At 70.1% G+C, this 17,402-nt stretch carries 17 protein-coding genes; 3 read left to right on the forward strand and 14 right to left on the reverse strand.

Going from position 1 to position 17,402, the window contains the following annotated elements; translation table 11 throughout:
* The first annotated feature begins 39 nt into the window (after positions 1–39).
* On the forward strand, positions 40–519 hold the full coding sequence (locus VZQ01_RS34015; protein WP_223745711.1) for an NUDIX hydrolase: 480 nt from the start codon (positions 40–42) through the stop codon (positions 517–519).
* A 12-nt stretch (positions 520–531) separates the two neighbouring features.
* Here the strand turns inward: VZQ01_RS34015 and rpoZ are convergent, their stop codons facing one another.
* From rpoZ to VZQ01_RS34060, 9 genes are all read right to left on the reverse strand, one after another.
* Positions 532–768 (reverse strand): DNA-directed RNA polymerase subunit omega, encoded by a 237-nt coding sequence (gene rpoZ, locus VZQ01_RS34020; RefSeq protein ID WP_141325494.1) that lies wholly within the window; start codon positions 766–768, stop codon positions 532–534.
* Positions 769–888: 120 nt separating this feature from the next.
* Positions 889–1,239, reverse strand: coding sequence for a DoxX family protein (locus tag VZQ01_RS34025; protein WP_426745704.1), 351 nt, complete (start codon positions 1,237–1,239; stop codon positions 889–891).
* Positions 1,236–2,873, reverse strand: a complete 1,638-nt coding sequence (gene pgm, locus VZQ01_RS34030) for a phosphoglucomutase (alpha-D-glucose-1,6-bisphosphate-dependent) (RefSeq protein WP_223784100.1) — start codon at positions 2,871–2,873, stop codon at positions 1,236–1,238. The genes VZQ01_RS34025 and pgm overlap by 4 nt, the downstream gene beginning before the upstream one ends.
* A gap of 91 nt (positions 2,874–2,964) precedes the next feature.
* Positions 2,965–4,590: an AmpG family muropeptide MFS transporter gene (locus VZQ01_RS34035; protein WP_408889813.1), complete on the reverse strand. Its 1,626-nt coding sequence runs from the start codon at positions 4,588–4,590 to the stop codon at positions 2,965–2,967.
* Between the two features lie 74 nt (positions 4,591–4,664).
* Positions 4,665–5,627 carry a hypothetical protein gene (locus tag VZQ01_RS34040; protein WP_223745713.1) on the reverse strand — a complete coding sequence of 321 codons (963 nt, stop codon included), beginning with the start codon at positions 5,625–5,627 and terminating at the stop codon, positions 4,665–4,667.
* 11 nt (positions 5,628–5,638) lie between these two features.
* Positions 5,639–7,240, reverse strand: a complete 1,602-nt coding sequence (locus VZQ01_RS34045; protein ID WP_426745705.1) for a caspase family protein — start codon at positions 7,238–7,240, stop codon at positions 5,639–5,641.
* A complete protein-coding gene (locus VZQ01_RS34050; RefSeq protein WP_267700264.1) occupies positions 7,237–8,007 on the reverse strand; it encodes an ACP synthase in 771 nt (256 codons plus the stop codon). The genes VZQ01_RS34045 and VZQ01_RS34050 overlap by 4 nt, the downstream gene beginning before the upstream one ends.
* Entirely contained in the window at positions 8,004–8,546 is a 543-nt protein-coding gene (locus VZQ01_RS34055) for an RNA polymerase sigma factor (protein WP_223745716.1), read from the reverse strand. Before VZQ01_RS34055 ends, VZQ01_RS34050 begins: the two co-directional genes overlap by 4 nt.
* 25 nt (positions 8,547–8,571) lie before the next feature.
* The gene (locus tag VZQ01_RS34060; RefSeq protein ID WP_426745706.1) at positions 8,572–9,558 is read right to left on the reverse strand and encodes a hypothetical protein; all 987 of its coding nucleotides are present in this window, start codon (positions 9,556–9,558) and stop codon (positions 8,572–8,574) included.
* 246 nt (positions 9,559–9,804) lie between these two features.
* Here VZQ01_RS34060 and VZQ01_RS34065 point away from each other — a divergent pair, with 246 nt between their 5' ends.
* Positions 9,805–10,629 carry a nucleotidyltransferase gene (locus VZQ01_RS34065; RefSeq protein WP_223745869.1) on the forward strand — a complete coding sequence of 275 codons (825 nt, stop codon included), beginning with the start codon at positions 9,805–9,807 and terminating at the stop codon, positions 10,627–10,629.
* Positions 10,613–11,317 carry a metallophosphoesterase family protein gene (locus VZQ01_RS34070; protein ID WP_046714952.1) on the forward strand — a complete coding sequence of 235 codons (705 nt, stop codon included), beginning with the start codon at positions 10,613–10,615 and terminating at the stop codon, positions 11,315–11,317. The genes VZQ01_RS34065 and VZQ01_RS34070 overlap by 17 nt, the downstream gene beginning before the upstream one ends.
* Before the next feature lie 9 nt (positions 11,318–11,326).
* On the opposite strand, the gene VZQ01_RS34075 is transcribed toward VZQ01_RS34070, so the two are convergent.
* The 5 genes from VZQ01_RS34075 to VZQ01_RS34095 form a co-directional block, all read right to left on the reverse strand.
* Positions 11,327–11,695: a Rieske (2Fe-2S) protein gene (locus tag VZQ01_RS34075; RefSeq protein WP_223745718.1), complete on the reverse strand. Its 369-nt coding sequence runs from the start codon at positions 11,693–11,695 to the stop codon at positions 11,327–11,329.
* The gene (gene hmgA / locus VZQ01_RS34080) at positions 11,692–13,029 is read right to left on the reverse strand and encodes a homogentisate 1,2-dioxygenase (RefSeq protein WP_267700265.1); all 1,338 of its coding nucleotides are present in this window, start codon (positions 13,027–13,029) and stop codon (positions 11,692–11,694) included. The genes VZQ01_RS34075 and hmgA overlap by 4 nt, the downstream gene beginning before the upstream one ends.
* Positions 13,030–13,059: 30 nt before the next feature.
* On the reverse strand, positions 13,060–14,136 hold the full coding sequence (gene hppD, locus VZQ01_RS34085) for a 4-hydroxyphenylpyruvate dioxygenase (protein WP_223745720.1): 1,077 nt from the start codon (positions 14,134–14,136) through the stop codon (positions 13,060–13,062).
* Positions 14,137–14,352: 216 nt separating this feature from the next.
* Entirely contained in the window at positions 14,353–15,813 is a 1,461-nt protein-coding gene (locus VZQ01_RS34090; protein ID WP_426745707.1) for a DUF4340 domain-containing protein, read from the reverse strand.
* Positions 15,810–17,369, reverse strand: coding sequence for a GldG family protein (locus VZQ01_RS34095; RefSeq protein ID WP_426745708.1), 1,560 nt, complete (start codon positions 17,367–17,369; stop codon positions 15,810–15,812). Before VZQ01_RS34095 ends, VZQ01_RS34090 begins: the two co-directional genes overlap by 4 nt.
* Positions 17,370–17,402 lie beyond the last annotated feature (33 nt).

Below are 17,402 nucleotides of genomic sequence, written 5' to 3' on the forward strand. Positions count from 1 at the left end.
GCCCCCACGTCCCGCCGCCATCGGTTAGGGTAGGTGGGCATGCCACGCGAGGCGTCCGCAGGCGGGATTGTCATCCGGGAGAGTGACGGCACCTGGGAGGTGGTCGTCATCCGTCCGCATGGCCGTCCCCTGTGGGCGCTGCCCAAGGGGCACGTGGACCCGGGCGAGACGCCGGAGCAGACGGCGAGCCGCGAGGTGCACGAGGAGACGGGCCTCACCGCCGCGCTCATCGCGCCGCTGGGGGAGATCCGCTACGTCTACCAGTTCCGGGGTCAGCGCATCTTCAAGCGCGTCCACTTCTTCCTCTTCCGCTACCAGGAAGGCGCGCTGGGGCCGCTGCCGGGGCCGCGCGTGGAGGTGGACGAGGTGAGATGGGTGCCGGTGGGACAGCTGGTGCCCCTGCTCGGCTACAAGGGCGAGAAGGCCGTGGCCGCGCGCGCCGTGCGGTGGATGCGCGCCCAGGGCCTGTTGCCCGAGGCCCCTTCCCCGGCCGTGGGGCCCGAGGGGAAGGGAACCTAGAGGGACGGCGGACTACTTGGCGGTGTCGGCCGTGTACTTGCCGGACAGCGCCTCGCGCACGTCACGGTCGAACTTCACGCGGCCGGTGGCCACCTCGCGCAGCGACAGCACGGGGGGCTTGTTCTTGGACTGCTCGATGATGGGGCGGGCGCCGGCCATCAGCTGACGCGCGCGCTTCGCACCGAGCAGCACCAGCGCGAACCGGTTGTCGACGAGGGGGAGGCAGTCTTCGACTGTGACGCGAGCCATGGAACGTCCTTCGGAATTTCGGTGGGGCTACCTGAGAACACTGAAACCTAAAGAGCACCCCGGGGGGAGTCAAGGAAGGACATACCCCCAGGGCCGCCGGGCGGACAGGCGCTTCGTGGATCAGGTGTACCACCAGGCCCAGAGGATGAGGACGCCCTGCAAGGGGAGCCTCGCCCAGAGGGCGGCCTTGGGAATCTTCCGGAAGCGCTCCGGCTCGCGCGCCATCTGGACGTTGGCGGGGAAGACGGCGATGAACAGCGCGATGAGCCCCCAGGCGGACACCACCCGGGTGGTGGGGATGAGCAGCCCCACCCCCAAGAGCACCTCCGCCACCCCGCTCCAGAAGACGAGCGGGCCGTGCCAGGGCAGGTACGGCGGCATCATCCGCACGTAGGCGCGCGGATGGACGAAGTGGTTGATGCCGCCGGCCACCATGAAGAGGGCCAGCACGTACATCAGGACGGTCTTCACGCTCCGGCGAAGGCCTGGGCGACGATGGCGCGGGCCTCCTCGAGGATGGCGTTCAGGTGGGCCTCGTCGCGGAAGCTCTCCGCGTAGATCTTGTACACGTCCTCGGTGCCCGAGGGCCGCGCGGCGAACCAGCCGTTCTGGGCCACGACCTTGAGTCCGCCGATGTCCGCGTCGTTGCCGGGCGCGCGGGTGAGGCGCTGGAGGATGGGCTCGCCGGCCAGGCTCTGCGCCTTCACCGCGTCCGGGGAGAGCTTCTTGAGCACCGCCTTCTGCGCGGGCGTGGCCGCCTGGTCGATGCGCGCGTAGTAGGGCGTGCCGAAGCGCGCGGCCAGGTCCTGGTAGTGCTCGCCCGGGTCCTTGCCGGTGCGCGCCAATATCTCCACGGCGAGCAGGTCCAGCAGCATGCCGTCCTTGTCCGTGGTCCACACCGTGCCGTCGCGGCGCAGGAAGGACGCGCCCGCGCTCTCCTCGCCGCCGAAGCCCAGCGTGCCCGCGAGCAGCCCGTCCACGAACCACTTGAAGCCCACCGGCACCTCGACGACGCGGCGGTGGAGGCTTTGCGCCACCCGGTCGATGAGCCCGCTGGACACCAGCGTCTTGCCCACCGCGGTGCCGGCCTTCCAGCCGGGGCGGTTCTGGAACAGGTAGTGGATGGCCACCGCCAGGTAGTGGTTGGGGTTCATCAGCCCCAGCGAGCGCGTGACGATGCCGTGCCGGTCCGAGTCCGCGTCGTTGCCGAAGGCCAGGTCATACTGGTCCTTGAGCTTCACCAGGTTGGCCATGGCGTACGGCGACGAGCAGTCCATTCGAATCTTGCCGTCGTGGTCCACCGGCATGAACCGGAACGTCGGGTCCACGGTGGGGTTCACCACCGTCAGATTCAGCCCGTAGCGCGTGGCGATGGGCTCCCAGTACGCCACGTTGGAGCCGCCGAGCGGGTCCGCGCCAATCTTCAGCTTCGCGCCCTGGATGGCCTCCATGTCGACGACGGAGCCCAGGTCCTCGACGTACGGCGTGATGAAGTCGTATGGCTTCACGGTGGGCGCCGTGCGCGCCCGCTCGTACGGCGTGCGCTGGACGCCGCGGTTGTCCTCGCCCAGCAGCGCGTTGGCGCGGCGCTCGATGAGCGCGGTGACGTTCGTGTCCGCGGGGCCACCGTTGGGCGGGTTGTACTTGATGCCGCCGTCCTCGGGCGGGTTGTGGGACGGGGTGATGACGATGCCGTCGGCGAGCCCCGTGGTGCGCCCCTTGTTGAACGTGAGGATGGCGTGGGAGATGACCGGCGTGGGCGTGGCGCCGTCGGTGAAGCGCACCTGCACGCCGTTGGCGGCCAGCACCTCCAGCGCCGTCTGTTGCGCGGGGGCGGAGAGCGCGTGGGTGTCCATGCCCAGGTACAGCGGGCCGTCGATGCCCTGCTGCTGGCGGTACTCGCAGAGCGCCTGCGTCACCGCGACGATGTGCGCCTCGTTGAAGCTGGTGCGGGCCGACGAGCCACGGTGTCCCGAGGTGCCGAAGGCCACGCGCTGCTCGGGGACGCCCACGTCGGGCTTCTCCGCGTAGTAGCGCGCGCGCAGCTTCTCGGGGTCGATGAGGAGGTCTTCGGGCGGGAGCTTTCCGGCGAGAGGATGGGCCATGTCGGCCGCACCATAGGCCCGCGGGCCGACAGTTTGCTCTGCCTTCTCGACCCGCTGTCCTCGGGTGGACCGAGACCCGCCCGAAGTCCCGCTACGGGCTGGGCGCGCCGGAGGGGGAGGGGGGCGCCTCCTGCTCGGGCAGGTAGAAGGCCCCGGAGCGCGCGGCGAGCACGGCGGCGGTGAGCAGGCCCACCGTCAACCCGAAGACGATGATGCTCGCCAGCGTCACCCAGTCGGTGACACCCGCCGGCTGGAACAGCGCGCCGAAGGGCGTGGCGAAGTCGAAGCCCGCCTGGGGCGCCTTGCGCAGGTTCTGCACCGCGGTGAGCAGCGCCGTCGTCACCAGGCCCAGGCCCATGCCCACCACGGCCGCGAGCGCCGCGCTGCCCACCATCATCGGCCGGCTCACGGCGCGCGTGGTGGGGCGGCTCTGCACGTCGAAGTCCGGGTCCCTCACGCCCAGCGGCACGAAGCGCGCGAGCAGCAGCAGGCCGGGAATGCCGCCCACCATGGTGAACCAGAAGAAGGGCTCCCAGCCGATGGAGTACACGAGGAAGCCGGCGATGGGGCCCGCCACCACGCGCGGAATCGAGAACAGGCTGGAGAGCAGCGCGAACTGCGTGGCGGAGAAGCGCTTCTGCGTCAGCCGCATCAGCAGCACGGAGAAGGCGCCCGTGCCCAGGCCTTGCGTCACCTGCTCGAAGCCGATGGCGCTGTACATCAGCCACACGTTGGGCGCGCCCGCCCTGGCCACGAGCACGTAGCCGATGTTGGAGACAATCTGGATGACGCCGAACACCCACAGCGCGCGGCCCAGCCCCAGCACCGTCGTCCATGCGCCGCCCACCAGCGTGCCCAGGATGGTGCCGAACAGGCCAATCGTCCCGAGCGCCACGCCGCGGTGCAGGTCGCTGTAGCCCATGTCCACCAGGAACGGACGCAAGAGCGTGCCGCCGAGGTTGTCGGCCAGCTTGTAGAGGAAGACGAAGGCGAGGATTTCGAGCGCGCGGTGCCGCGACAGGAATCCCACGAACGGATACCAGACGGCGTCCTTGAGGGACTTGGGCGGGGTGAGCCGCTCCTCGGGCTCCGGCGCGAAGCGGGTGATGACGAGCATGGGCAGGTACAGCGTCGCCAGCCCGATGACCACCCACTTCCACGACACGCGGCCCGCGAGGGTGATCGCCGCCGACCCCGCGATGAACATGGCCGCGCGGTACAGCGCCACGCGCGCGCCCACCGCCACGCCCTGCTCCTCCTTGCGCAAGACCTCCACCGCGTACGCGTCGATGGCGATGTCCTGCGTCGCGGACGCGAAGGCCACCGCCATGGCCAGCGCGCCCACCACCCACGCGGCCTCGGGATGTTCTCCCAGCCCCGCGAGCGCCAGCGTCGTGGCGAACAGCGCCACCTGCGCCACCGCCATCCAGCCCCGCCGCCGTCCCCAGAAGGGCGGCACGTAGCGGTCCATCAGCGGCGACCAGATGAACTTGAAGGACCAGGGCGCCTGCGCCAGCGTGATGAGGCCCACCACGCGGATGTCCACGCCGATGCTGCGCAGCCAGTCCGGGATGGCGATCCACACCAGGCCCAGCGGCAGACCCGAGGAGAACGAGAGCAGGGTGACGGAGGCCGTCCGCCAGGACGCCATGGCCCGAGCCAGGCTGGCCCACGTCCCCGGTCGCTTCTCCCCACTCTTGCCGCCCTGCTCGCTCATAGGCGGCGGACTCTATACCAGCCGCGTGCGGGGCCCAGGCCGTCCCGCGCTCCTGCGCTCGGAGGGTTGGCCGGTCACCGGTCCAGCGCCGACAGGTCCGGGCAGGAGGCTCGCACGCCCTCCGTCGGATTGAAGATGTCCCAGGAGCGGGCGATGAACGTCACCTTGCCCTGGGCATCCCAGCACTCGGTGTACTTCGCGCCCGGGATGTCGCCCTTCAATATCTCCACCGCGCCCAGGCCCCGGCCGTCCGGCGCCCAGCGCGTGGTGAGCGCCATGTCCTCCTTCAACCCCCCGAGCACGAAGTCCGTCTGGGCCAGCTCGAAGGTCATCTCCGCCACGCCGCCCTCGCCCTCCCGGTACACGTAGCGCGAGGGCAGGGGCCGGGTGGTGTCCGCGAAGGTCCAGACCAGCTCCACCCGCGTGGGGAACGTCTGCGTCTGGTAGTGGATCTCCTGCCGGTCGATGACGTCCACGCCCAGGTACCCCTCCTCGCGCGAGCGCTTCAGGTCCAGGATGAGGCCGCCCGTCCCCCGGCGCACGCCGCCGGTCGCCTCGAAGTGGCCGGAGAGGAAGCTCCACCAGTCGCCCTCACCCTCGCCGACGTCGCGAAGCTGGAGGTGGTAGTCGAAGCGGCCCCCCTCACGCGTCATCACGAAGCGCGTGTCGAACTTCATGTCGTTCCTGCCCGGGAACGGCCCCCAGACCCGACGGTTGGGGCCGCGGGAGGTCGCCGGCTGGGTCCGGATGTTCTCGATGGCCTGCAGCATGTTGCCGACCGAGTCGTTGAAGTCGCGGCCCGTCTCGGACGTGTCGCCGACGATGCCGGAGACCTCTCCCAGCCTCCCCAGTCGCAGGGCGTGGACCTTGGACGCCACGCGCAGGGCCCGGGTCTTCGCCTGCTCCTGCCCGAGCACCTTCGCCATCAGGTCCTCGCGCCGGGGGATGGCGTTCTGGAACTCCAGGTCGTCGTTGGAGAAGTCGCCGCCGCACGCGGCCAGGGCCAGACACAGGCAGATGGGCGTCAGGTATCGCATCGAACGCTCCTTCATGGCCGGTAGGTGAGGAGCGCGCCCAGCTCCCAGAAGCCCAGGGAGCGTTGCTCGTCCACGGTGTAGAGCAGGTAGTGGAGCCGGGCACGCCCCGTCACGTGCAGGCGTCGCAAGGGCTGCCAGCGCAACCCCGCGACGAGCCCCGGCGAGAACATCGCGAACTTCTGGTCCGGATACGCGGCCTCCTCGAAGTCGCGCCGCATCACGAGGTACGCCATGCGCGCGCCGACGAAGGGGGTCACGCGTCCCTGGGGCCACTCGGACGCGAGCGTCGTGCCCAGGCTCGTCACCGAGTACCGGTACGCGGGGCCACTCAACGTGGGCAGGTCCAACAGCGCCTGCTTGCGCCCCACCGCCACGTCCACGCCCCACACCCAGTCGCGTCGGAAGTAGTCGTGCAGCTGCGCCTCCGCGCCCAGCAGGCCCACCGAGAGGAACAGCGACTGGCGCGTGGGCGCGTCGAAGTAGGACTGCACCGCGCCGGACAGGCCCAGCGTCCACCACGCGCCACCGTCCAGGCTCACGCCCTTCACCGGGTCGTCGGAGAAGGGCGCGTCCCTCAAGCGCGACTCCTCCAGCACCACGGGCTGTCCGCGCGACACCTGCACCTCGCCGATGCGCAGCTTGTCCGGGAGCCGGCGCTTCACGCGGTACGTGCCGGGCGCCAGGGCCACGCGGCGCTCCACGCCGTCCGTCTTGTCCAACTCCGCCACCACCAGCCCGGCCGGGTCCACGAAGTAGTACATGCCCGCAGGCGCCACCCGCGGCACCACCAGACCGTCGCCACCCGCGCGCAGGTCCGTGAGCACCAGGTCCCCGTTGCCCGCCAGGTCGTAGCTGAACGTGGGGTGCTGCGCGCCGCCGCTGCTCGCCGCGGTGTCCGCCACCGTGCGCGCGTACGCATGCGAGTACGCCTCGAACAGCGTCACCCGCCCATCACCGCTGCGGTCCGCGTCGCCCAACAGGCCGCTCGCCAGGTGGTGGGAGAAGTAGCTGCCGCCCAGCGCGTCCGACTCTTGCGAGTCCTCGTCCGCCGCGCTCGAGGTGAGGATGACCAGGCCCCGCGCGTCGCGCGACGCGCCGGACTCGATTTCGAAGGCCGGGGCCCGCCGCGCGCCCTTGGTGCGCGTCATCGCGCCGGAGCGGCACGAGTCGAGAATCGCGATGCGGATGTCCGCGGGCGCGCTCGACAGCCGGCGCTTCAAGTCATCGAAGCCCAGGCGCGTGTTGCCCAGCCGCAGCGTGCCGTCCTTCGCGTGGCCGGAGTAGTAGACGAGCAGCGCCGTGCGCTCGCCCCGCTCCTGGGCGGCCTTCGCGCGCGCCTCCAGGTCCGTGAGCGCCGCGAGGAAGTCCTTCGACGTCTCGTTGAGCAGGAGCTTCGCGTCGCCGGGAGCCACGCCGCCCAGCCGCGCCAGCAGCCCGTGCATCTTGCGCGCGTCGTCGCGGGCGAAGCGCAGGGGCCGCGTCTCGTCGCCGCCCTCGTCGTTGCCGGCAATCAGCGCGAAGCGGCGCAGGCTGTCCGCGTGCGCCGCCGAGGCCACGGTGAGCGCGAGCACCAGGCCCAGGGCCCGCCCGAATGGGAAGAGGGGTGGGCTCATGGCTTGAGCAGCACCCAGTGCGTCTGCGCGCCCTTCACGTCCAGCGGCGCCATCCGCTCCACCTCGCCGCCCGCCGCCGCGAACGCGCGCCGCGTCGCCTCCACCAGCGACTCCACCGCGAAGGGCTCGTCACCCAGCACCAGCACCACGCGCTCGACGCCCGAGCCGGTGAACTCCCAGCTCCCCTCCAGCCAGTGCACCTCCGCGCCGGGCTCCACCGCCACGCTGGCGCCGGACTCCGGATGCAGCGCCGTCACCTCGCCGATGGCATCCACGGACACGGCGGCCATGTACCGGTGCGCGCCCGCCTTGTAGCCCAGCATCACCCGCTCGCCGGGCTCCAGCGCCTCGGGCCTGTCCGGCCGTGCCTCGCGCTGCGGGCCCGTGCCGCCGCCGATGCGCAGCTCCGCTGCGTCGCCGCCACCCTTGCGCCGGTTCCACTCCGGGCCTTGTTCCAGCAGCGGCTTCGCGAGCACCACCACCAGCAGCGACGCGGCCAGGGCCACCGTCGCGGGCACCCAGCGCCGGGGGGGAGGGCGCGGGGCCCGCTGTTGTTGCTGGCGCTCCAGGGCGCGCTCGACGCCCGCCTCGAAGCGCTCGAAGGGGTGCTCCGCCTCGAAGCGCGCCTGGTGCTCCTCGAGCCCCTTCAGCACGGCGCCGCAGGTGACGCAGCCGGCCGCGTGGGCCCGGACGCGATGGGCCTCGGGGGAGGCCAGCTCGCCGGCCCTCAGGCGCCGCAGTGTCCACTCCGACTCGTGCGCGCTCATCGAACCCTCAGCTCCTCTCCGCCCAGCTCGGCGAAGCGCTCCAGCCGCTTGCGGATGGTGGGCACCGAGCGCCCCAGCATCGCGGCCACCTCTTCCAAGGTCATCCCGTCCACGTGGTAGTGGACCACCGCCGCCTGCGTCTCCTCATCCACCTTCGACAGCAGCCGGCGCACCAGGTCCCGCGTCTCCAGCTCACCGTCCCCGCCGTGTCCCTCCGAGCGCGCGGCGGCGTCGCGCTCGAACCACTGCCTCCAGCCCGCGCGCTCCGAGCGCAGCTGGTTGAGGCAGTGGTGGGTGGCGATCTTCATCAACCACGTCAGCGGCGAGGCGTCCGCGCGGAAGTCCTCCGCGTGGGCCAGGGCGCGCGCGAAGACGTCATGCATCGCGTCCTCCGCCTTCGCCGCGTCCTTCAACAGATAGCGGCAGCGTCCCATCACGCTGCCGCCGTACCGCGTGTACAGCTCGCGCAGGAAGTCACGCCGGTCCGGGAGGGGACCGCCTTGGATGACCCGGAGGGCCGGCTGGCGCGGAGCTGTCACGCACCCCAGACTAGCGCGAGCCGCCTCACAACGAGGAGTAGACCGCGGTGCTGAACCCGCCACAGGCGCTCACCGCCCCGTAGCCGATGACCGGGTTGTAGCTGGCCGCGTAGTAGGTGCTCATGTGCCCCGGGTCCCAGCACTCGTTGACGGTGGCCTCGCCGAAGAGGTCCCCGCCCGACAGCTTGATGTCCGAGCGGCCAGACCCGTCGCGCTCCCAGCGGCTCTTGATGGCCAGCCGCTCCAGCTTCGCGCGCGTCGGGTCCGCGTCGATGTCCTGCTGCGACACGAAGTCCAGCTCACCGCCGGAGCCCGGGGCCTGCTTGAAGCGATACTTCGCGCTCGTCACCAGGTCGCCCGTGTTGGTGTAGTCGAAGTCCGCCTCCACCGACGCCGTCGCGTTCGGCCCGGTGCGCGAGTAGCGGACCTCCAGCGTGGCCAGGGGCTGCTCGCCCGCCTCGTTGCCGGGCAGCGCGCGCTCCTTCTCGAAGTCGATGAGGAACTGGCCGAAGCCGTAGCCCGACAGCCGCTCGCCATCCCCATCCACGCCCGCCGTGTGCGAGCCGGACAGCACCGTCTTGAAGCCCGAGTCCGGCTCCAGCCGGCCCTTGGCATCCAGCACCCACGAGTACGTGTCGCCTCCGGTGTGCTTGACGGTCAGCTTCCACGTGAGGGGGTCCAGGGGGCCGGTGTGCGGGCCCCACACGGCGATGTCCCCGTCGATGGAGGAGGGCGGGTGCTTGACGATCTCCGCCACCAGCCCGAGCACGCTCAGCGTGGCGGCGTTGATGCTCACGGCGGCGGTGGCGGTGAGGAGGTAGTTCCCCGACAGCTGACCCTCGCCGTAGTACGCGGACGTCTTGCCCTGCCCGTCGCCCGTCGGTCCCGGCGACGACACCTCCACCATCTGCTTGGAGGGCACTCCCTGGCGGAACGACTCCACGTCCTGCTTCTTGTCGGAGTCACAACCCACCAGCATCAGGGCGGCACACAGCAGGCTCTTGCGCAGCATGGTCCTTCTTCCTTCCTGTTCGGATGGCCCCCGGCGGGCCGTGCGGCAGCGTGTTCGCTCCTATGGACACAGCCCCGTCGGAAAACAGAAAGGGCGTCCGGCGGACCTTGAAAGCCTCCGTGATTCCAGGGGGTTGAAGGCCGCCTGGCTGCTCCTCGGGCGACTTCGGGCGGCTTTCGGACGATGGAAATGCAGCGTCCCTACCTTTCGCCCATGGAAAAACGACACCCCAACCATCCTGGCGAGATGGGCACCGACGCGGCGTTGGCCGAGCGCGAGCGCACCTCGGACGAGCTCAACGCGCGAGCGCGGGCCGTGGGGCTGCTGCGTGAGGCGGGGGTGCCCTTCGTGGTGGGCGGCGCGTATGCATACGCCACCTACACCGGCATCTATCGTGACACGAAGGACCTGGACCTGTTCCCCCGCAAGGCGGACGCGGCGCGTGCGCTGGAGGTCCTGGGGAAGGACGGCTGGCGCACCGAGCGCACCGACGAGGTGTGGCTCTACAAGGCCTTCAAGGGGGAGTACTTCGTCGACTTCATCTTCTCGTCCGGCAACGGTGTGGCGGTGGTGGACGACGGGTGGTTCGAGCACGCGCGGACCTCCACCATCTTCGGACACGAGTGCCTGGTCGCGCCCGCCGAGGAGATGATCTGGTCCAAGGCGTTCGTCGCCGAGCGCGAGCGCTTCGACGGCGCGGACGTCAACCACCTCATCCTCAAGGCGGGCAAGCAGATGGACTGGGAGCGGCTGATGCGCCGCTTCGACCGGTACTGGGAGGTGCTGCTCAGCCACCTCATGATGTTCCGCTTCGCCTATCCCTCCGAGCGGGACCTCATCCCCGACTGGGTGATGGCGGAGCTGATGCGGCGCACGCTGGACAGCATGCGCGACGGCGGCTGGGAGCAGAAGCTGTGTCGGGGCAACCTCGTCTCCAAGGTGAACTACCACGTGGACATCCACCACTGGGGGTTCGGGGACGGGCGGGCCTGGGACGAGAGCGAACGACGACTGGGGGGCGAGCGTGGCGAGGGATCCGAGCTCGAAGGTTCGATTGGCGGCGGTCGGTGACCTTCACTGTCGTGAGGACCAGCACGGCCGGTTCCGGCACCTCGTCAAGCAGGTGAACGCGACGGCGGACCTGCTGGTGCTGTGCGGGGACCTCACGGACCGCGGCATGGTGGAGGAGGGCAAGGTGCTCGCCGAGGACCTCTCGGCGCTGCGCGTGCCGTGCGCGGCGGTGCTCGGCAACCACGACTACGAGCAGGGCCACGTGAAGGACATCTGCGCGGAGCTGGCCAAGGCCGGTGTGCACATCCTCGACGGGGACCACTACATCTTCGAGAAGGTGCTCGGCGTGGCCGGGGTGAAGGGCTTCGGCGGCGGCTACGGCAACGCGACGCTGCAGGCCTTCGGTGAGGGGCAGACCAAGGCCTTCGTGCAGGAGGCGGTGACGGAGTCGCTCAAGCTGGAGGCGGCGCTGAGCCACCTGGACACGCCACGCAAGGTCATCATCATGCACTACGCCCCGATTCCGGAGACGCTGGAGGGGGAGAACATCGAGATCCGCCCCTTCCTGGGCACCAGCCGTCTGGCGATGCCCATCGACCACTACGGCGCGGAGGCGGTCTTCCACGGACACGCGCACCACGGCTCGCTGCAGGGGAAGACCAAGAGCGGCATCCCCGTCTTCAACGTCGCCATGCCCCTGCTCACGAAGCACACGCCGGACCAGCGCTACGTGCTGCTGGAGGTGTAGCGCCGCCGCTCAGGTGGTGACGACCATGCCGTCCTCCACCTTCACGGGCCAGGGCGTCAGGGAGGCGCCGTTGCACGGGCCTCCCACGCACCTGCCGTCGTCGGGGCGGAAGAGCGCGCCGTGCCAGCCGCAGACCAGGTGCTGCTTGTCCGGCGTCAGGTACTGGTCCAGCACGCGCGCCAGCGGCAGGCCCGCGTGAGGACACCGGTCCACGAAGCCGTGGACCTGGCCGTTGTGGCGCACGAGGAAGCCGTGGAAGAAGGCCTCCTCTATCTGGAGGACGAAGTTGCGCGCGCCCGGGTCCGAGAGGGAGTCCACCGGGCACAGCGTGACATCAGGAGGCGTCGTCCAGACGCGCTGCCGGGTCGGAAGGCTCAAGGCAGACGGGCCTTCTCGAAGCCCGCCCAGCAGTCGTCGTAGTCGAGCTGCATGGACGACGTCTCCATGGCGAAGCGCGTGGGGCGGATGACCCAGCGCGACTCGAACATGAACGCCATCGTGTCTTGAATCTTGTGCGGCTTGAGCTCCGCCTTGATGGCCTGCTCGTAGCTGGCGCGGTCCGGACCGTGCCCGCTCATGCAGTTGTGCAGCGACGCGCCGCCCGGAGCGAAGCCGCCGGCCTTGGCGTCGTATACGCCCTGCACCAGCCCCATGAACTCGCTCATCACGTTGCGGTGGAACCAGGGCGGCCGGAACGTGTCGTCGGCCACCATCCACCGCGGCGGGAAGATGACGAAGTCGCAGTTGGCCGTGCCGGGCGACTCGCTGGGCGACGTCAGCACCGTGAAGATGGACGGGTCCGGGTGGTCGTAGCTCACCGTGCCGATGGTGTTGAAGCGCGCCAGGTCGTACTTGTACGGAGCCAGGTTGCCGTGCCACGCCACCACGTCGAGCGGTGAGTGGTCGAACCGCGACGCCCACAGCCGGCCCTGGTACTTCTGCACCACCAGCGTCGGACGGTCCACGTCCTCGAAGGCGGCCACCGGCGTGAGGAAGTCGCGCGCGTTGGCCAGTCCATTCGAGCCGATGGGGCCCAGGTCCGGCAGCCGGAAGAGCGCGCCGTGGTTCTCGCAGATGTAGCCGGCGACGGGGCCGTCCGGCAGCTCCGCGCGGAAGCGCACGCCGCGCGGCACGACGGCGACTTCACCCGGGCGCAGCTCCAGCACGCCCAGCTCCGTCACCAGCGTCAGCCGCCCCGCCTGCGGGACGAGGAGCAGCTCTCCGTCCGCGCTGTAGAACACCTTGTCGGTCATGGACCGGTTGGCGCGGTACAGGTGGATGGAGATGCCGCAGCTCGTGGCCGTGTCGCCGTTGCCGGCGTAGGTGATGAGGCCCTCGACGAAGTCCGTGGGCTCCGTGGGCACGGGCTGGGGGCTCCAGCGCATGCGGTTGGGCGAGGGCGGCACCTCGTCGAAGGGACCGCCGCGCACCAGCCCCTGGGGGTGGGGTTGATACGCGGGATGGTTGGCGCTCGGACGCAGGCGGTACAGCCAGGAGCGCTTGTTCTCCCGGCGCGCCACCGTGAAGGCCGTGCCGGACAGCTGCTCCGCGTACAGTCCGAAGGGGACCTTCTGCGGAGAGTTGCGTCCCACGGGCAGCGCGCCGGAGACGGCCTCCGTCGCCACTTCGTTGCCGAATCCGGAGAGGTAGTCGCCGGGCGCCTTTCGGAGCCCGCTCTTCGGAGGTACCGCGGTTCGATTCTCGAGGCTCACCGTGAAGTTCCTCCGGAGTCGGGCCGGGAGCTACTTCCGGGACTTCTCCACCTTGATGACGCCGCGGCGGATCTGGTCCAGCTCGATGGACTCGAACAGGGCCTGGAAGTTGCCGTTGCCGAAGCCCTCGTTGCCCTTGCGCTGGATGATCTCGAAGAAGATGGGGCCGAAGAGGTTGTTGGTGAAGATCTGCAGCAGCAGGCCCTCCTGCTCGTTGCCGTCGATGAGGATGCGGTTCTTGCGCATCCGCTCCAGGTCCTCACCGTGGTTGGGCACGCGCTTGTCGACCAGGTCGTAGTAGGCCTCCAGCGTGTCCTGCAGGTCCACACCGCGCGCGCGCAGCCGCTCGACGGTGCCGTAGATGTCCTGGGTGGACAGGGCCAGGTGCTGGATGCCCTCGCCGTTGTACTCGCGCAGGAACTCCTCGATCTGCGACTTCTCGTCCTGGCTCTCGTTGAGCGGAATCCGGATGGCGCGGTCCGGGGCGATCATCGCCTGGCTGAACAGGCCCGTGGCCTGGCCCTTGATGTCGAAGTACTTCTGCTCGGTGAAGCCGAAGATGCGGTTGTAGAAGGTCGACCAGGTGCGCATCTGGCCCCGGCGCACGTTGTGCGTCAGGTGGTCCAGCGACTCCAGGCCCACGCTGTTCTTCGCCTCGGACTCGGCGGCGCCAGGAATCTGCACCCAGGAGTCGTAGAGGGTGCCGGCCGCGCCGTGACGGTCGATGAGATACAGCAGGCTGCCACCGATGCCCTGGAGCACATAGAAGCCCTCGCCCAGGGAGCTGGTGGCGGGGTCCGCGGCGACGGCGCCACGCTCCAGCGCCAGCTCGTACGCGGCGCGGGCGTTGGCCACGCGGAACGCCATGGCGTTGGCGGACGGGCCGTGCGCGGCGCGGAACTCGGCGGCCTGACCCGTGGGCTCCTGGTTGATGAGCAGGTTGATGTCGCCCTGCTTGTAGCGGACCAGCGCCTTGGTCGGGTGCCTGGCGTAGGCCGTGAAGCCCAGCTTCTCCACCAGCGCCACCATCGCCTCGGGCGCGGGGCTCGTGAACTCCACGAACTCAAAGCCATTCAGCCCAATCGGGTTTTCCGCCGTGGTCGCCATGACACTGCCTCCGAACATCATCTACGAGTGTGACCAAAAGGTAGGGAGGGGCGGAGGAGGAGGAAAGCACAAAGAACTGCCAGAGAATGTCAGCGGCCCGCACCATCTCCCGAGGGAAGGCCCACGCGAATGTGCACGAGGCGCGCGTCAAATCCGGCGGCGCGCCGCGTCACCTTTCCGACGTAGTGGATTGTCACGATGCGGCCGTGTGCGCCCTCACGGGCCGCGTGCGTTGGCGGGCTCCGCTGCGGGCGCGGCGTCCATCAGGTCCTCGGCCCGCTGGGGCAGGGCGAGGCCCTCGACGGAGACCTCCATCACCTCGGGGCCGGAGCCTCGGGCGTAGCGCAGCTCGGAGGACTCCGGGACTTCGGTGCCCAGCCACAGTCGCGCCAGCTCCTGGCCCTGTGCACCCAGCAGCACCGCGCCGCGCGAGGCGTCGTCGATGCCGTACTTCGCCCAGCTCCGGGGCTTCGCCTCACCGAAGCTCGTGGCCTTGATGGCGCCCAGCGCGCGCAGCAGCGATACGACGCGGAAGTGCTGCGCCTTGCCCTTCACGGGCGCCTCCACCTGCCAGGACTCGGTGCCGCCGTCACCCTCGGCCACGTTGACCAGGGTGATGGCGGGCGCGCCGCCGCCCGGGTGGAACACCACGCGCCGCACGTCCTCGCGGCGGAAGCTCAGCACGTGCTTGTCCTTCAGCTCGAGCACGTCCACGTCCAGAACGTCGAGCGCGCCCTCGGGCACCTCGGCCAGCGTCGCGACGAAGCCCTGCTCCCGCAGCGCGTGGAAGCGAGGTGCTCCGTCCTCCATCACCTGCGCCATCCGGATGCGGACCGTGTCGCCCGAGGTCCGCGTGAAGCGCGCGTCCACCAGCGGCGCCTCCAGGCCGAGCTTCTTGCGAGTCTCCGGTGTGTCCTTGGGGAAGGAGAGCGCGCGGTGCTCCTTCAGCGCCTTGAGCAGCGCGGACACCCGGGCCTCGTCCGCGCGCTCGGAGACGGGCTTCGTCAGCCGCCAGCGCGAGGTGCCCTTCTCATGCTCCAGCACGTAGGTGTGCGTCCGAGCGCGGACCTCGATGCCCGCAAGCGCGGTGACCTCCAGCTCGCCGAGCAGCTCCTTCGAGCGCAGCGCGAAGGTGTCCTTGTCCAGGCTCCAGCGCACGGAGCCTTGCGCCGCGTACACCTTGGGGTCTCCTTCGCGGCGCACGTACACGGAGCCATCGAACGTGTTCTCGACGCCGCCATGCAGCGTCACCGCGTGCGGCGAGCCCGACACCTGGGCCTGCGCCGTCACGGTGAACACGGGCGAGTCGAGCCCGTACTTCTTCAGGTCCGCGTCGGTGGGCGCCTCGGCCACCAGGGTGCTCGACTTCGAGCGCTCCAGGGTCTCGAGCAGGGCCTCCACGGCCGCCGGCTCCGCGCGGGCCCTCACGGGCGCGACGATTCGCCACGAACCGTCCGGCCCACGCTCCAGCTCGGTGGTGTCACCTTGCGCGCGAACGGTGATGCGGGTGAACACGGGCGCCGCGTCCTTGCCCGTCGTCGCCCCTGTCGGAGGCGCGAAGAGCTGCTCCGCCACGGCTTGCTCACGTGGCTCGCGCGACCTGGACTCCTTGCACGCGGGCAGCGCTCCGGTGCCGAGGACGAGCAGCGCGACGAACCCTCCGCGCGAGGCGCTCACTTGTTCCGCCGCGTCAGCCAGATGGCCAGTCCCAGGCCCATCATGGAGAGGGGAATCAGGTCGGTGGAGATGAAGCGGATGTGGTCCATCGCGTCCGTATCCAGTTCCAGCGTCGACACCTCGCGGTCAGGAGGTCGCATCGTCACCTTGGTCACCTGGTTGGAGGCCCAGCCCAGCGTGTTCATCACCAGGTTGCGGTTGGGCTCGTGGCCCCAGTTCGGGTCCAACAGCAGCTCCGAGTCGCCCACCACCACGAGCCGCGCCTCGTCGAAGCGCTTGTCGGCGGCGTCCTTCGTGTCGCGGACGATGGCGGCCGCGAGCGTGAGCTGGCCCGTCTTCTCTCCATCCGACGGCACCGCGTTCTCGTCGGGCTTCGTCTCCACCCAGCCGTGCTGTGAGGTGTGCACCAGCGGCTCCACGCGCACGCCCTCGGCCATGCCCTCGCGCAGCACGGTGAGGCTGCGCGGCGTGGGCAGCTCCACGTTCAGGCCCCGCTGCTTGAGCGGCGCGACGATGGCGTGGGTGCTGTAGAAGGGGGACTGCACGACGTACGGGTTGCCGCTGTTGAACTGCGCATCCGCGGCGATTCCCTCGTCCACCAGGATGCCGTGCTCGGCGAGCAGCTCGCCCAGTCCATCCACGAGCCCCGCGTCGGTGAAGTAGACGAGCCGTCCACCGCTCGCGAGGTACTTGCGCAGCACGGCCACCTCCGGCTGCGTGTACGGCACGCGGGCTCCCGCGATGACGACGAGCGAGGCATCGCGGGGGATGTCCGTGGTGCCCACCAGGTACATGGCCTCCGCGGCGTAGCCTTCCTGGAGCAGCTGCCGGCGCAGCTCCGACAGCGAGCCGCCCGGGTCCGAGGGCGCGGCTTCATCCTTGTCGAGAGGCCACTCGCCGTGCCCGGTGATGAAGTAGACGCGCTGGGTGCCCACCGCGCCCAGCTTGATGAGCGCGTTGGTGAGGTCCTGCTCGGACACGGCGGCGAGCGTCGTGTGCGACTCGCCGCGTGCCAGCACCACGCTCGCCTGACCTTCCTTGAGCTGGTACTTCGAGGCCATCTCGGGAGAGCGGCGCGGGTCCCTGAACTCGTACTCGAACTTCGCCGGCGCCTCCGCGTGGTAGCGCTGGAAGAGCGTCTCCAGCAGCGCGTAGGACTCGTTCGTCGGGGGCAGGAAGCCGATGGCCTTCACCTTCTCCGGCATCGTGCCCAGGGTGGCGATGGTCTGCGGCGCCAGCGTGTGGATGCGCTCCTTCGTCAAGTCCCACTGCGGCGCCTGCTGATGGGCCACGTAGTTGATGCCCACCAGCGCGCCCAGGACGCCGAGCACGGTGAGCACGGAGGTGATGAAGAAGGTGCTCGACTTGCGCGTGGCGAGCTGGCCGAACTGCTTCAGGTTCGTGGCCAGGTACACGCCGACGAGCGCCAGGCCCACGCCCGCCTTCACCCCCGAGGCGATGAGGCTGCCGGAGGTGATGAAGAGGGTGAAGGGGCTGGAGACGAGGAGCAGCAGCCCGAAGGCGCCCAGGTACCTGCCGATGAGGGTCGCGTTCATGTCCGGGGGTTGCCTTTCACGTGAGGGCGGGCC

The sequence above is a fragment of the Myxococcus faecalis genome, assembly GCF_050039385.1.
GTDB lineage: Bacteria > Myxococcota > Myxococcia > Myxococcales > Myxococcaceae > Myxococcus > Myxococcus fulvus.